At 42.8% G+C, this 14,930-nt stretch carries 14 protein-coding genes; 5 read left to right on the forward strand and 9 right to left on the reverse strand.

Annotation, left to right across the window (positions count from 1 at the left end):
* The first annotated feature begins 80 nt into the window (after positions 1-80).
* Positions 81-2,366: a TonB-dependent receptor gene (locus VRU48_RS02100; protein ID WP_330106277.1), complete on the forward strand. Its 2,286-nt coding sequence runs from the start codon at positions 81-83 to the stop codon at positions 2,364-2,366.
* Position 2,367: 1 nt separating this feature from the next.
* A complete protein-coding gene (locus VRU48_RS02105; protein ID WP_330106278.1) occupies positions 2,368-2,823 on the forward strand; it encodes a thioredoxin family protein in 456 nt (151 codons plus the stop codon).
* Here the strand turns inward: VRU48_RS02105 and VRU48_RS02110 are convergent.
* A complete protein-coding gene (locus VRU48_RS02110) occupies positions 2,820-4,679 on the reverse strand; it encodes an Nramp family divalent metal transporter (protein ID WP_330106279.1) in 1,860 nt (619 codons plus the stop codon). The two genes, VRU48_RS02105 and VRU48_RS02110, sit on opposite strands and share 4 nt — an antisense overlap.
* Before the next feature lies 1 nt (position 4,680).
* Positions 4,681-5,331: a metal-dependent transcriptional regulator gene (locus tag VRU48_RS02115; protein WP_330106280.1), complete on the reverse strand. Its 651-nt coding sequence runs from the start codon at positions 5,329-5,331 to the stop codon at positions 4,681-4,683.
* 139 nt (positions 5,332-5,470) lie between these two features.
* Between VRU48_RS02115 and VRU48_RS02120 the strand changes: the two genes are divergently transcribed.
* On the forward strand, positions 5,471-5,941 hold the full coding sequence (locus VRU48_RS02120; RefSeq protein ID WP_330106281.1) for an Lrp/AsnC family transcriptional regulator: 471 nt from the start codon (positions 5,471-5,473) through the stop codon (positions 5,939-5,941).
* A gap of 207 nt (positions 5,942-6,148) precedes the next feature.
* On the opposite strand, the gene VRU48_RS02125 is transcribed toward VRU48_RS02120, so the two are convergent.
* The 3 genes from VRU48_RS02125 to VRU48_RS02135 all read right to left on the reverse strand — a co-directional run bounded on the left by VRU48_RS02125 (position 6,149) and on the right by VRU48_RS02135 (position 8,101).
* Positions 6,149-6,553: a GxxExxY protein gene (locus VRU48_RS02125; RefSeq protein WP_330106282.1), complete on the reverse strand. Its 405-nt coding sequence runs from the start codon at positions 6,551-6,553 to the stop codon at positions 6,149-6,151.
* Positions 6,554-6,880: 327 nt separating this feature from the next.
* Positions 6,881-7,558, reverse strand: coding sequence for a uracil-DNA glycosylase (gene ung, locus VRU48_RS02130; RefSeq protein WP_330106283.1), 678 nt, complete (start codon positions 7,556-7,558; stop codon positions 6,881-6,883).
* Positions 7,559-7,561: 3 nt separating this feature from the next.
* Positions 7,562-8,101, reverse strand: a complete 540-nt coding sequence (locus tag VRU48_RS02135; protein ID WP_330106284.1) for a thioredoxin family protein — start codon at positions 8,099-8,101, stop codon at positions 7,562-7,564.
* A 125-nt stretch (positions 8,102-8,226) separates the two neighbouring features.
* On the opposite strand from VRU48_RS02135, the gene VRU48_RS02140 reads away from it, so the two are divergent.
* Positions 8,227-8,766: a DUF2892 domain-containing protein gene (locus VRU48_RS02140; RefSeq protein ID WP_330106285.1), complete on the forward strand. Its 540-nt coding sequence runs from the start codon at positions 8,227-8,229 to the stop codon at positions 8,764-8,766.
* 88 nt (positions 8,767-8,854) lie between these two features.
* On the opposite strand, the gene VRU48_RS02145 is transcribed toward VRU48_RS02140, so the two are convergent.
* A complete protein-coding gene (locus VRU48_RS02145; RefSeq protein WP_199141479.1) occupies positions 8,855-9,067 on the reverse strand; it encodes a hypothetical protein in 213 nt (70 codons plus the stop codon).
* A gap of 89 nt (positions 9,068-9,156) precedes the next feature.
* Positions 9,157-10,878 (reverse strand): lysine--tRNA ligase, encoded by a 1,722-nt coding sequence (gene lysS, locus VRU48_RS02150; protein ID WP_330106286.1) that lies wholly within the window; start codon positions 10,876-10,878, stop codon positions 9,157-9,159.
* A gap of 168 nt (positions 10,879-11,046) precedes the next feature.
* Here lysS and VRU48_RS02155 point away from each other — a divergent pair, with 168 nt between their 5' ends.
* A complete protein-coding gene (locus VRU48_RS02155; protein WP_330106287.1) occupies positions 11,047-12,642 on the forward strand; it encodes an alpha-galactosidase D in 1,596 nt (531 codons plus the stop codon).
* Positions 12,643-12,706: 64 nt separating this feature from the next.
* On the opposite strand, the gene VRU48_RS02160 is transcribed toward VRU48_RS02155, so the two are convergent.
* Both VRU48_RS02160 and VRU48_RS02165 read right to left on the reverse strand, forming a co-directional pair.
* A complete protein-coding gene (locus VRU48_RS02160) occupies positions 12,707-14,614 on the reverse strand; it encodes an AMP-dependent synthetase/ligase (protein WP_330106288.1) in 1,908 nt (635 codons plus the stop codon).
* A gap of 77 nt (positions 14,615-14,691) precedes the next feature.
* Positions 14,692-14,886, reverse strand: coding sequence for a hypothetical protein (locus VRU48_RS02165; protein WP_330106289.1), 195 nt, complete (start codon positions 14,884-14,886; stop codon positions 14,692-14,694).
* Between the last annotated feature and the right edge of the window lie 44 nt (positions 14,887-14,930).

Consider the following 14,930-nt stretch of genomic DNA (forward strand, 5'->3'; position numbering starts at 1 on the left):
TCAAAATATATAAAATACTATTATTGATTTATTTTTTAGATTAATCTAAATTTATATTTTTGCAAGACTAATATTTGATCATGAAAAGAATTATCCTCCCTGTTTTGTTTATTTTTCTGTTTGTAGAAGCAAACGCGCAGCTTATTCAAGTAAGCGGTAAGATCTCAGATGGCAAAGAACCTATACACAAGGCAAGCGTGCAGTTGGTAGGTCTGGGTATTGGCGCAGTAACCGATAGCTTAGGCGGTTTTGTATTGGCAAAGCTGGAACCGGGCAACTACACGCTTAAGGTGAATGCCATAGGCTATAAAACGCTAACAATGCCGATTCAGCTACAAAAAGATACGCTGTTCTTGCCTATTGTTTTAGCAACCATCGATGAAAAGCTGAATGAAGTAGTGGTTACGGGCACGCAAAAAGAAATCAAACGACTAGAAAGTCCGGTGCCGGTTGAGATTTATACCGCTCAATTTTTCAAGAAAAATCCTACGCCCAGTATATTCGACGCTTTGCAAAATGTGAACGGTGTAAGGCCTCAGCTCAACTGCAACATTTGCAATACGGGTGATATCCATATTAATGGCTTGGAAGGGCCTTATACCATGGTGTTGATAGATGGAATGCCAATCGTGAGCAGTTTATCAACGGTTTATGGTTTGTCGGGCATCCCGAATGCACTGGTAGAACGGATTGAAGTGGTTAAAGGCCCGGCTTCGTCACTGTATGGGAGCGAGGCGGTAGGGGGCTTGATCAATATCATTACCAAAAAGGTACAGAATGCCGCCTTGTTCTCGGCCGATGCCATGGCTACCGGTTATGGCGAGTACAATACGGATTTGGGTTTTAAAGTGAATGTATCGCCAAAGGTGGCTGTGCTTACCGGCATTAATTATTTCAATTTTCAAAACAAGGCTGACCATAACCACGACGGTTTTACCGATGTAACCTTGCAAAACCGGATTTCGCTGTTTCAAAAATGGAATATCGACCGTCAAGACAACAGGCTGTTTTCGCTAGCTGGTCGTTTTTTGTATGAAGACAGGTGGGGTGGAGAAATGAATTGGAACAAATCTTACCGAGGCGGAAACGAGGTGTACGGTGAAAGCATTTACACCAAAAGGTTCGAACTGATTGGCAATTACCAGTTGCCCATCAAGGAAAAATTTTTCTTGGCTTTTTCCTTAACCCATCACGACCAGAACAGCAGGTATGGCGATGTGCCTTACCTCGCGCAACAAAATATAGCCTTCAGTCAGCTTACCTGGGACAAGAAAATTGGCCTGCACGATTTGCTTTTCGGTTCGGCATTGCGCTACACCTATTATGACGACAATACGCCAGCAACAGCTTCCGCCGATTTGGCCAATCAGCGTAACCAACCCGAGCGTACATTTTTGCCGGGCATATTTGTACAAGACGAAATGAAATTGAGCAAAGCTCATTCGTTATTGGCTGGTTTAAGGTACGATTACAACTCGATACACGGCCATATTTTAACACCGAGGTTGGCCTATAAATGGAGTGTAAACGAGCAAAACATCATCAGGTTGAATGCTGGGACAGGATTTAGGGTGGTCAATTTGTTTACCGAAGATCATGCGGCCTTAACGGGCGCACGTGAGGTGGTGGTGCACGACCAGCTAAAGCCTGAGCGTACCTATAACGTGAACCTTAATTATTTAGCCAAGGTTTATTTGGATAATGGCTCGTTTTTTGGCTTCGATTTGTCAGCCTTTTATACCTATTTCAACAACCGGATTGTAGGCGATTTTGAAACCAATCCCAATCAGATTATTTACAACAACCTGAATGGCCATGCCGTGAGCAAAGGCTTAACCGGCAACATAGACATGGCTTTGGCTAACGGCTTAAAGGCAAATATCGGTTTAACCTACCAGGATGTAAGCCTAACCGAAAATGGAATCAGGAAACAACAGCTGTTAACCGAGAAATTTTCGGGTACATGGGCCGTTTCGTATAAAATCAATAAAATACATTTGGCTATCGATTATACGGGTAATGTATATGGGCCGATGCGTTTGCCCTTGTTGGGGGGCTTAGATCCGCGAAGGCCTTTTTCGCCAACCTGGAGCATCCAGAATATCCAATTCACCTATAGCGGTTTTAAGCGTATTGAAATTTATGGTGGTGTTAAAAACCTCCTGAACTTTACGCCAAACAAAGGAACTCCATTTATCATCGCACGTGCGAATGACCCTTTTGATAAAAACGTACAGTTTGGGGCCAATGGACAGGTCGTGCCAACGCCCGACAATCCTTATGCTTTGACTTTCGATCCTAATTATGTGTATGCACCCAATCAGGGCATCCGGGGATTTTTAGGTGTTCGCCTAACCATCAATTAGCATGAAGAAGCTGTTAGTGATATGGGTAATGCTTTTGGGGTTGGGGCCTGCGAAATCCCAATCGCGGGCTTTTGGCTTTAAGCAATTGGATAGTTTGCAAAAAATAGCGCAACGCAAGGTGCTGGTATTTGTTTATACTGATTGGTGCAGCTATTGCAAGGCGATGGAACAGCAAGTATTTAATGCCCGGACAATACAAGAAGAACTTAAACAAAACTATTATTGGATTGCCTTGAATGCGGAAGAAAAGTCGCCAATTAGCTATCGTGGACATACCTTTGTTTTTAAAGCCAGCAAAGGTGTCCATGAATTGGCGATAGCCCTAATGTCTGATGAAAAACAAATGGCTTTTCCGTTTTTAACCATTCTCGATGCAAATAATCAAATCTGCTTCCAGTACGAAGGGTTTATGAATGTTGCCGAACTCAAAAAAGTGCTTGCCTATTTTAAGCGTTAGCGCACAATAAGCACGGGGATATCCACTTTGTGCCTTACCGAATCGACCGTTGTGCCGAAAATAAGATCTTTAAGGCCCTTGTGCCCATGCGCACCCATCACCAATAGTTCGATGTTGTTTTGCTTGCTGATGTTGGCAATGGCCTTTGCGGTGCCACCAAAACCGATGTGCGTACTCGATTCGTAGCCTAAATCCATCAGGTTTAACCTGTATTTTTCGAGATTTTCGGTGTCGGTTTGTGTTTCGTGGTCCATTGCTTTTTGGCCATGGTAGCGAGCCACTGCAGTTTCTACCACATGGATAAGGTAATAATGAGCATTTTTCCCACCTTGAATCAGTGCGTGTCTGATGGTATTTCGGTCATTGGCCGAAAAATCTACCGTAATTCCGATCTTATGGTAGCTGATTTTTTCAATATTGCTAATGGCCAAAGCATCACCGTGTGGCACATTGCCAACACGCTGTCTTTTACTGATGAGCGGATAGATAAAAATGTAAACCAACAGCAAGGCCGTTAAAATAGCCACAGGAATTACAATTACATCGATATACCAGCCACCAGCTGTTGCTCGCCAGGTACTGATTTCTTCGATCACCAATTTAATGTTGAGGCTTACAATGACAATGGCGCTTGTCCAGGCCAATAGCTTGACCCAAGGTTTAATGGCAAAGCCTTTCATTTCGTTTTTGTCGGAAGTAAGGTGGATGAGCGGGATAATGGCAAAACCCAATTGCAGACTCAGTACCACCTGGCTTAAGATTAACAAGCCTCCCAAGGCATCGTCGCCAAAAAAGAGGATGGTACAAAATGCCGGAATAATGGCCAGTAAACGGGTAATCAATCGGCGTAGCCAAGGTTGTATTCTTAAGTTCAAATGGCCTTCCATGATAATTTGACCAGCCAAAGTTCCGGTTACGGTAGAGCTTTGTCCGGCAGCAATTAAGGCGATGGCAAAGAGGGCGGGGGCAACCGAACCAAAAATATTGTTCAACAAGCGGTGTGCATCCTGTATTTCCGCTACATGATGAAAACCGTTTTTAAAGAAAGCCGCCGCCGCTAGGATCAAAATGGCTGCATTGACAAAAAATGCCAGATTTAGTGCAACCGCTGTGTCGACAAAATTGAATTTGATGGCCTCTTTAATGCCTTTGTTGTCGCGTTCAAATTTCCGTGTTTGCACCAAAGAGGAGTGTAGGTACAGGTTGTGTGGCATTACCGTGGCTCCAATAATGCCGATGGCAATGTAAAGTGCCTCGCCCGAAAGCAACGAAGGCTCAAAGCCCTTGGCGATTTCTTTGAGGGAAGGTTCTACGATAAACATCTCTACCAAAAAAGAAATGCCAACGATAAATACCATGGATACGATAAAGGCCTCCATTTTGCGCATGCCTTTGTTGAGCAGGAAAAGGAGCAATACGGTATCGAATATGGTAATGGATATGCCCCAGATTAATGGAAGGCCGAACAAGAGGTTCAAGCCGATGGCCATTCCGATGATTTCGGCCAAGTCGCAGGCAATAATAGCGGTTTGGGCCAGAATAAACAGCGGAAAATTTACCCATTTCGGATAGGCATTTCGCGAAGCCTGAGCCAAATCGAGCCCTCTTACAATGCCTAATCGCGCGCTGAGCGATTGGAGGAGCAAAGCGATGAGGTTAGACATGAGCAGCACCCAAATGAGCTGATAGCCAAACTTGCTACCCCCGGCAATGTCTGTTGCCCAGTTGCCGGGGTCCATATAGCCCACGCTTACCAAGTAAGCCGGACCAATAAAGGCCAAAATCCGTTTCCAGCCGGTACGTTTATTGGTTACCACACTTTGGTGTACTTCGCTTAACGACTGCTTTTGGTCCATGTTATTTGCTGATTAAAATGTGTTTGGCTACTTCGCGGCTAATGCTTTGCTTGTTATTATCGACCAAAAGTTCTACCGATCCATCAAAATCTGTGATGGCAACGATTTCTATTTTTTTGCCCAAGGTAAGGCCTAGTTTTTCTAGGTGCTTTAAAAAGGGTGAAGAGTGTTCGCTTACGCCTGTGATGGTGCCTTTTTCGCCCACTTTTAATTTGTTGAGCTTGATGAAGGCCAAATCGGCAAAGTTTCCGTTTTTATCGGGGATGGGATCGCCATGCGGGTCTACTTTGGGAAAATCCAGAAAAGCATCCAAACGCTCGATCAATAAGGCTGAGTTGATGTGTTCGAGTTCTTCGGCTACTTCGTGCACTTCATCCCATTTAAAAGAAAGTTTCTCTACCAAAAAAACTTCCCAAAGCCTGTGTTTCCTTACGATATTGATAGCGGTTAGCCTTCCTTTTTCGGTTAAGGTAACGCCCTGGTATTTTACGTAATCTACCAATTCCTTTTCCGATAGTTTTTTAAGCATATCGGTAACCGAAGCTGCCTTGGTTTGGATGCGCTCGGCAATGGCGTTTGTTTGTACAGGATTGCTGATTTCTGAAAGGTGATAGATGATTTTCAGGTAGTTCTCTTCGGTGTAGGATTGCATTTTTGTTTGCCTAATGATTATTTTAGACAAATCTAAAAAATAAACAATAAAATTAAAAGTAATATTATTGAAGCTTTATAGAATAAAATTTGGCTAATCGGCGTTAGTATTCTACCTTTGGGTAACAAATGAAACATTTATGGCAACAGAACTAGACAAAACCGATTTTAAAATACTGAAGCTGCTTCAAGAGAACGGCAGGATGACCAATTTGCTATTGTCGCAAGAAATTGGTCTATCGCCGGCGCCTACCTTAGAGCGCGTACGTAAACTGGAAATGTCGGGTTACATCAAAAGTTACCATGCTTTGGTTGACGAAGAAAAGTTGGGCTTAGGCATCAAGACCTTTATTCAAGTTCAGTTGGATTTTCATAAAAACAATACCATCCAGATTTTTTTGGATGAAGTGAACCAAATCAACGAAATTACAGAATGCCATCACGTTACCGGCCAGGCCGACTTTCTGCTGAAGGTTTACGTGAATGACATCAAGGCTTACGAAAGATTGATCATGGATAAAATCAGCAAGATTTCTGTGGTGAAAACTTTCCAAACCATGATGATCATGTCGACCACCAAGAAAGAACCAATCGTGCCTTTGGAGTACTAAGCCATTTTGCTCACCACCTAAGGGCGCTAAGATAGGGGCTAAGCTTTGGATTGACCATGTTTTCTAAGGCGTCTTTGGCGGTTTTGGCATTGCCTACGTGTCTTTTAGTTTACCATCTAAGACCGCTAAGATAGGCTAAGCTTAAGGCAATGATGGGTTTCCTTAGGTGCTCTTAGACGTCTAAGGTGGTTTCGGATTGGTTTTGGTTTAGAAAGGCGGATAATATTCGTTTATAAATGGTTTCTTGCCATTTTGCACAATATTGGTGCAGTTAAAATTAATTAGTAAGCCTTTTGGAACCCGAAGTATCTTCATATAGGTCAGTATTTGTGCCTCGTGGATAGGCAATATCTTTTCAACTGCTTTGAGCTCTAGGATAAGAAAATCCTCAATCAGTAAATCTACTCTTAGCTCTGTATCGAGCAACATGCCTTTGTAAGAAATAGTAACAACTTGTTCAGCTATAAAAGAGATATTTCTTAGTTGCAATTCTCTAGTCAGACATTTGTGGTAGACCTTTTCTAACAAACCAGGCCCTAAAGCTCGGTGTACTTCAATACAAGCACCGGTTACCTGATACTCCAGGTCGTCTATGAAATTTTTATCAATCATATTAAATGAATTTTAAAATGATCAATAGAGAGATACTCTAATATAAGAATTAATTAGGATTCTTACTACGATGACATTAGAGTAGACCAAACTGTATAATAGCAATTTTAAACGCCTTTTTGAGTTCTCCATCTAAGAACGCTAAGATGGGCTAAGTTTTATGTTGATGATATTTTCTTAGGCGACCTAAGGTGTCTAAGGCGGTACTTCTATTGCTTGAATGCAACTATTGAGGTCACCGCCTAAGAATGCTAAGATAGGCTAAGTTTTATGTTGGCTCTGTTTTTCTAAGGCAACCTAAGGTGTCTAAGGCGGTTCTGATATCGCTTAGACGATTTGCCAATCAATAGGCGTTAATCCTTCCTTTTGTAAGATTTCATTGGCTTTGGCAAAGTGTTTGGAACCGAAAAAACCATTGTAGGCCGAAAAAGGAGAAGGATGGGCTGCCTTGAGCACAAAATGCTTTTGGGTATCAATCAGGCTTTCTTTTTGTTGCGCATATCGGCCCCAAAGTAAAAATACCAGTCCGGTTCTTTTTTCCGACAGTACCGAAATAACATGATCGGTAAAAGTTTCCCAGCCCCTGTTCTGGTGCGAGCCGGCTTCGTGTGCGCGTACCGTAAGTGTTGCATTGAGCAAAAGTACGCCTTGATCGGCCCAGGCTGTTAAATCGCCGTGATTGGGAATCTTATACTCGGAAAATTCTTCAGCCAGTTCTTTGTACATGTTTTTGAGCGAAGGCGGTACGACAATTCCTCTTTGTACAGAAAAAGACAAGCCATGTGCCTGGCCCTGTCCGTGGTAAGGGTCTTGGCCCAAAATCACCACCTTTACCTTATCAAAAGGCGTATGGTTAAAAGCGTTGAAAATATCGGCATTTTTGGGATAAACAGTAAATCCTTTCTGCTTTTCTTCCAGCAAAAAGGATTTGAGGCTTTTCATATAAGGCTTTTCAAATTCGCCTTCCAATACATGTAGCCAGCTCGGCTCTAAAGCTGTTGCCATCTATTATTTGGTTTTTGCTTTAGTTGTGGCAGGGGCCGAAAGGATAGTTACCATGTCTTTTTCCAACGATTCTTTTGGATGCTCGGTAATGCGACCAATTTCTTTCCCCTTTTTGTCAGTAAAGATGAAAGTAGGAACACGTTCGATTTTCAGGTTGTCGATCAATCCGTTTTCGGCATGTTTGCTGCCATCAACAGCGATAAAGGCAATTTTGTTTTCGTCGATTTTAAGCTTGTCCATGATTTTGAGGAAATGTGGCACCTGATATTTGCTGTCGCCGCACCAAGTACCCAACACAATGGTTACTTTTTTATTCTTCAAAAGCTTGGCCAACTGCTCAAATTGGGTAGAATCGGCGACGTAAGAATTATAGTTGGCATCGTAGCTCTCCTTAAACTCAGGGAAAGTGGTAATGCCTTCTCTTGTACATTGGTTAATCATGACTTGTTTATGTCTGTTAGGGTCTTCCATTTTTTTGTTCAATTCTTGCGCGCCTGCGTTCATCGCGAATAAAAGCATCAGAGCAGCTAGTATATTTTTCATTTGTTTAATTTTTAAGCGTTGGTCGGTAACGACGATTTTGATACTGGATTTATTTGATGAAATTATGAATTTAAAATCTAAATTTTGGTATTTAAACACGATATTTGCGAAAATATTATAAAACTATGTCGAATTTAATACGTCTCATTATAGGTTTTGCTTTTGTGGGTGCTGCGGTTACGCTGATGGTTTTTGGCTATTGGGGCTGGGGAATACTCTTGGTGTTTTTAAGCATCTTTTTGTTCATCACCTATTTCTACAACGAAAACATGCTGATTGCCCAATGGTACCTGCGCAAAGACAACATGCCAAAGGCCGAGCAGTTTTTGGGACGCATCACCAATTACGAAAAACAACTGAACCGTGTACAGCACGGCTATTATAATTTATTGATTGGCCTGATCGAATCGAGAAAGGCACCAATGAAATCGGAGAAATATTTTAAAACCGCCTTGAGCCTGGGCTTGCACATGGACCATAACGTGGCCTTGGCCAAGTTAAGTTTGGCAGGTATTGCCATGGCGAAAAGAAATAAAAGAGAAGCTCAAATGTACTTGGCAGATGCCAAAAAAGCAGATAAAAACAAACTATTGGCCGATCAGATCAAACAAATGAAAGACCAAATGGTACTGATGGACAAACAGCAGATCAGGTATAGTCGTTAGTCTATAGTCCATAGTTTTTAGTCCATAGTCTGAAGTCTTTAATTTAAAGTCAAATGGACTTGGGACTAGCGATTTTAAGAACTAAAGACTATTTATCGCTCAGGCGATCGAAATTCTCATCGTATTCAACAGCGTTTCTGCTGATGATATCATCGTCGAGATTATCGTTTTTACGGCTAAAGAATAGCTCTTCTGCTTGTATGCGCTTAATCAGCTGGCGGATCAACGATAAATCGAAGGTGTCTTTGCTGAGCTTAATGCAATATTCGTTTTCTGTAATTTCTAAGCTTGAACTGTTCATTTTACGGATCGTTTAAATTTTCAAGCTAAAATTAAAAAAGGCTTGCTGCATTTATTGCAACAAGCCTTTAAGTTATTATTATGCTTTTGTTAAGCGAACCAGGCTTCAACCTCAGCTTTGCTCGGCATGGCCAGCTCCAGCTTTAGTTTTTTGCGCATACCGCCCAAATCGTTAAATACTTTGTTTGGATTGCCTGCTTTCAATTCTTCAACGGTATTAAAGCCCATTTTGCGGATAACCGGAACCCAGTCGGCCGCTACACCTGCATCAACAAAATCCTGGTCGGTGGTAACTTTTGCCTTTTTCTCCGGACGCATCTGCGGGAAGAACAATACCTCTTGAATAGTCGATTGGTTGGTCATCAGCATCACCAAACGATCGATACCGATACCCAAGCCTGAAGTAGGAGGCATGCCATATTCCAGGGCACGCACAAAATCGTCGTCCATGGCCATGGCTTCATCATCGCCTCTGGCAGCCAGTTTCAACTGTTCTTCAAAGCGCTCTTTCTGGTCAATCGGATCGTTAAGCTCTGAGTAGGCATTGGCAATCTCCTTGCCGTTTACAAAAAGCTCGAAACGCTCAACCAAGCCATCTTGGGTACGGTGTTTTTTGGCCAATGGTGTCATTTCCAAGGGGTAGTCGGTAATGTAGGTAGGCTGGATCAGGTTGGCTTCCACTTTCTCGCTGAACAACTCGTCGATCAGTTTGCCACGGCCCATCGAAGCATCAACCTCAATGTTCAGGCTGGTGCAGGTTGCCCTGATTTCGTCCTCGCTCATAGCCGATACATCAATGCCGGTATATTTTTCAATTGACTCGTACATGGTTAGTTTCTCGTACGGCCCTGCAAAATTGATTTCGTGTTCGCCCACTTTTACCACAGGATTGCCATGGATAGCCATCGCCACTTTTTCAAGGCATTCTTCCACCATAGCCATCATCCAGATATAGTCTTTGTAGGCCACATAAATTTCCATCGAGGTAAATTCAGGGTTGTGGGTACGGTCCATACCTTCGTTTCTGAACATTTTGCCAAACTCGTAAACACCGTCAAAACCAGCTACGATTAGCCTTTTGAGGTAAAGTTCGTTCGCAATGCGAAGAAACAATGGCATATCCAAAGTGTTGTGGTGCGTAGCAAACGGACGGGCAGCGGCTCCGCCATGTACAGCCTGTAAAATAGGAGTTTCAACTTCCATCCAGCCTTGGCTATCGAAATAGTTGCGCATGGTGTTGATAACCTTCGAGCGGTTGATGAAGATCTGCTTGTAATCCGGATTAACCGTTAAATCAACGTAACGCATCCTGTAGCGCAGTTCTGGATTGGTAAAGCCATCGTAAACATTGCCATCGTCATCGCGCTTTACAATTGGCAAAGGACGCAGCGATTTAGAAAGTACGGTCAGTTTTTTAACGTGTACAGAAATTTCACTGGTTTGGGTGGTAAAAACATAACCTTCAACACCGATAAAATCGCCGATGTCTAACAGTTTTTTAAATACGGTATTGTAAAGGGTCTTATCTTCGGTTGGACAAAGTTCGTCGCGTTTCAAATAAATCTGGATACGGCCTGTTGCGTCTTGTAGTTCGGCAAAAGAGGCGGCGCCCATAATATTGCGGCCCATAATTCTTCCAGCAATGCTGATGGTCTTATAAGCGGTCTTATCTTTTTCGTAGTTGGCTAAAATATCTGCGGCGTGGGCATTAATCGTAAATGTTTCTGCCGGGTAAGGCTCGATTCCTAATTCGCGTAATTGCTTTAAAGATTCGCGACGTAATATTTCCTGTTCTGATAATCCTATACTCATTGGATGGTATTTTTTTGCAAAAGTAAGTATTTTGGCTTTAGGAAGTGAATTTATAATTCGGTTTTATCTAATTGTCTGTCACTTTAAAAAGGGTATTTCGCATTTTCGAAAAATACCCTAGCGTAGCCAAGCCAATCTTTTATATTTGAATGCACTATCTATCTACTTATGAAAAAAATTCTTGTCGGCATTTTGGTATGCCAAGCGCTGTTGGCCAGCGCCCAAAAAATCAAATCGCCCATTATGGGTTGGGCCAGCTGGAACAATTATCGGGTAAACATCAGCGAAAATATCATCAAAAAACAAACCGATGCGCTGGTTTCGTCGGGCTTGGCTGCCTTTGGCTATAAATATGTGAACATAGACGACGGCTACTTTAACAATCGCTATGCCGATGGCAGGTTCAGGTTGGACAGTATCAAGTTTCCGAACGGCATGAAAGTCGTGGCCGATTACATCCACAGCAAAGGCCTGAAAGCAGGTTTTTATTCGGAGGCCGGTGCCAATACCTGTGGCTCTATTTGGGATGCACAAAAAGGCGGTGTAGGTGGCGGTTTGTTTGGCCACGACCAGCAGGATGTCGACCTTTTTTTAAAGAGCTGGGGTTTCGATTACCTGAAGGTTGATTTTTGTGGCGGATTGGAACAAAAGCTCGATGAAAAAGAACGATATACCGCTATAGGCAATGCCATTAAACGCACAGGCCGTACCGATATCAATTACAATGTTTGCCGCTGGCAGTTTCCCGGAACCTGGGTGACCAGCCTTGCCAATTCTTGGCGTATTTCTGGCGATATCAACCCCAGTTGGAAAAGCATATTGAGCATCATCGACAAAAACACTTTTTTGGCGCAATACGCCAGCCAAGGGCATTACAACGATATGGATATGCTGGAAGTTGGCCGTGGGCTGAGCTATGAGGAAGACCAAAGCCATTTTAGCATGTGGTGCATCCTGTCGTCGCCTTTGATATTGGGCAACGACCTGACCAAGCTATCTGAGCAAACCAAAAACATCCTCACTAACGCCGAGGTAATCGCGGTAAACCAAGACACGACGGGATTGCAGGCCAAACTGGTTTCAGACAATCATGCGGGGTTACAGGTGTGGGCTAAACACCTCGATGGCAAGCTCAGCAACAAACGGGCAGTGGTTCTTTTCAATGCCAGCGAAAAAGCCGAAAAAATGAGCATAAGCTGGAAACAGCTACATTTAAAGGGCAAGATTAGCGTAAGAGATTTATGGAAACATGAAGACTTGATTGTTCAAGGCGATACTTCCTTTACGGCTACGGTGCCAGCACATGGCGTGGTGATGTTAAAAGTAATCGGTACTACAAATGTGTTGCAAAGCATTTTCGAAGCCGAATATGCTTATATGAACAACTATGGTCTTTTAGAAAAGACAGTGGTTAAGCCCAATCAGGCCAATGTGGTTAAGGGCCGGGTTTTTAGCGGAGGCGCAAAGGCCGTGTCGTTGGGTGGCAACCCCGACAATTGGATTGAGTTTAGGGATGTTTTTGCCCCTAAAACAGGCAATTACTCATTAAAAATTAGCTACTTCAGCGAGATAGATCGCGAAATGTGGATAAGTATAAATGGGCAATCTGTTCCTTTAGGCAAGCTCAATTCCGGCTCGTTGGAGCGGGTGGCCGATAAATTGATAAAGATTAAATTAAATAAGGGCAATAACAGCATCAGGTTTTACAATGCCACCGGATTAATGCCCGATTTGGATAAAATAACAGTAAACGTAAACGAATAATGTGTTATTGACGTGCATAAAAAAAGACAACCTGTTCGGGTTGTCTTTTCTTTTTTAGACTCTATTAGTCTGCTTCTACTCCTTCGCTGTACATGGCATTGATGGCCTCCGCATATTTCTTTTCTACCACGCGGCGTTTTACTTTTAGCGTAGGGGTAATCTCGCCTTCGTCTATGCTAAAAGGATTGCGTTTGATCTTGAAATTCTTGATCCTTTCAAATTTAGCCAGCTCGTTCGAGATTTTTTTGATGTCTTTCTCCATCCAGTCGATGATTTCCTGGTTGTCGATGAAATCGCTTGGCTCCTGGAAAAAAGATTCTTTCAGGTTAAAAGTTTCCTGCAAGGTTTCCTTATTGGGAATGATGATGGCGGTAATGTATTCGCGCTTATCGCCAATTAAGAAAAGCTGATCTATTTTAGGGCTTTTGAGGTAGATGTTCTCTACCGGAGTAGGGTACACGTTTTTGCCATAGGCATTAACGATCATGTTTTTTAAGCGATCGGTAATTTGCAGGTTGCCTTTATAAAAACGGCCTATATCACCGGTGTGGAACCATTTGTCTTTATCAATGGCTTCGGCGGTTTCGGCAGGCTTGTTAAAATAGCCTTTCATTACGCAATGGCCACGTACAATGATTTCGCCTTCGGCACATTCAAAGTTCTCGTTAAAGGTATCGTGGGTTTGGATGTTGATCATTTGCTTGGTTTCTACATCCTGTATGCCCACTTCGATGCCCGGAATAACACGGCCAACCGTACCATAAACCTGACGGTGATATTCGGTTACAGCCATCACAGGCGAGGTTTCTGTCAATCCGAAACCTTCCAATATCTTAATGCCCAAGTCGCCAAAAAATTCGCCTACGTTTTTAGGTAAGGCGGCACCACCCGAAATCATGAATTTTAAACGGCCGCCCGTTTTTTCCTTGATCTTGCTGAATACCAGTTTCTCGGCAACGGCTTTTTGCGCACTCAGCACCAGTCCGGCGCTTTTGCCTGCTTCTTTGGCCTGGCGGTATTTTTTACCTGTTTCTAGTGCCCAGGTAAATATTTTGGCTTTTAAACCACCGGCAGCAGTACCCGATTTGATGGCTTTGTCGTGAATGCGTTCCAGCAAACGAGGCACGCAGTTCATGACCGTTGGCCTTACCTCGCCCATGTTTTTGGCCAAAAGCTCTAGGCTTTGGGCAAAGGCAATTTTACAGCCCTGTGCGCAGCAGACGTGGTAGGTAGCCGTACGTTCGAAAACATGCGAAAGTGGTAAAAACGATAAAAATGTTTCGTGTTCATTGATGACCGGAATTTGCTCCAGGCAAACTTTTACGTTTTCCACAAAATTGTAATGGGTAAGCATTACGCCCTTTGGTGTGCCCGTAGTACCCGAAGTATAAATTAAGGAAGATACATCTTGGGGCATCAATCCGGCCCTGCGCGCTTCAATGGCCTGACGTTCTTCGTTGCTTACGGTTTTAGCCAAAACGGTATCGTAGTTGATGATTTCGGCCTTGATATCGTCTGGGATTGCTATTTTCTCGTAATCTTTAAAGGTTGGGATAATGTAGCGCAATTCCTGACAGTTGCCAGCCACCTTCAGTACTTTACGCATTAGAAACGGGTTGCCGATTAACAGCGATTTGATACCCGAATCGTTGATGATATAGGCTACTTCCTGCTCTGACAAAGTAGGGTAGATGGATACATTAATGGCTCCGATTTGCTGGATGCCTTGGTCGTAATAAACATATTCCGGCGAATTTTCGATCATGAGGCCCAACCTGTCGCCTTTGGTGATGCCTTTTTCCAAAAAGAAGGCCGAAACAGCATCGGCATTGACAAGGGTAGTCGCAAAGGATATTTCTTCCCAATCGGTATTTTTTTTGTGGATGAGGAAGGTTTCTTCAGGTTTATGGATATTCTCTACTACGTTTCGTAATAAGGAAGGGACCGTAGAAAATTCGTTAAATGAGACCATGTATTAATTTGTTTGGGTTGTTTTGAACTCGCAATAATAAAGCTTTTGCTTTAATATATCAACGCTTAAATAAGCACTTAGGTTTTTAATGATGGCAGAACGGCCAAATAAAGTGCACTTATAAAATGTGCGAAAGTTTTCATTTTTATTTTTTTTATTGAAGTTTTTCGAGGTTTTCCTCCAGTGCCGGCCACAGCTTGGCAAATTTCCATATCTTGGATAGGCTTAATGTAACTTTTTGGTGTAAGAATTGAGGGAGTAAAATGGTCCATGTTTTTTCCTGTTATGTTTTTAAAGAGGACAAAGAAGTAATAAC

The sequence above is a fragment of the Pedobacter albus genome (assembly GCF_036324255.1).
Taxonomy (GTDB): Bacteria; Bacteroidota; Bacteroidia; order Sphingobacteriales; family Sphingobacteriaceae; genus Pedobacter; species Pedobacter albus.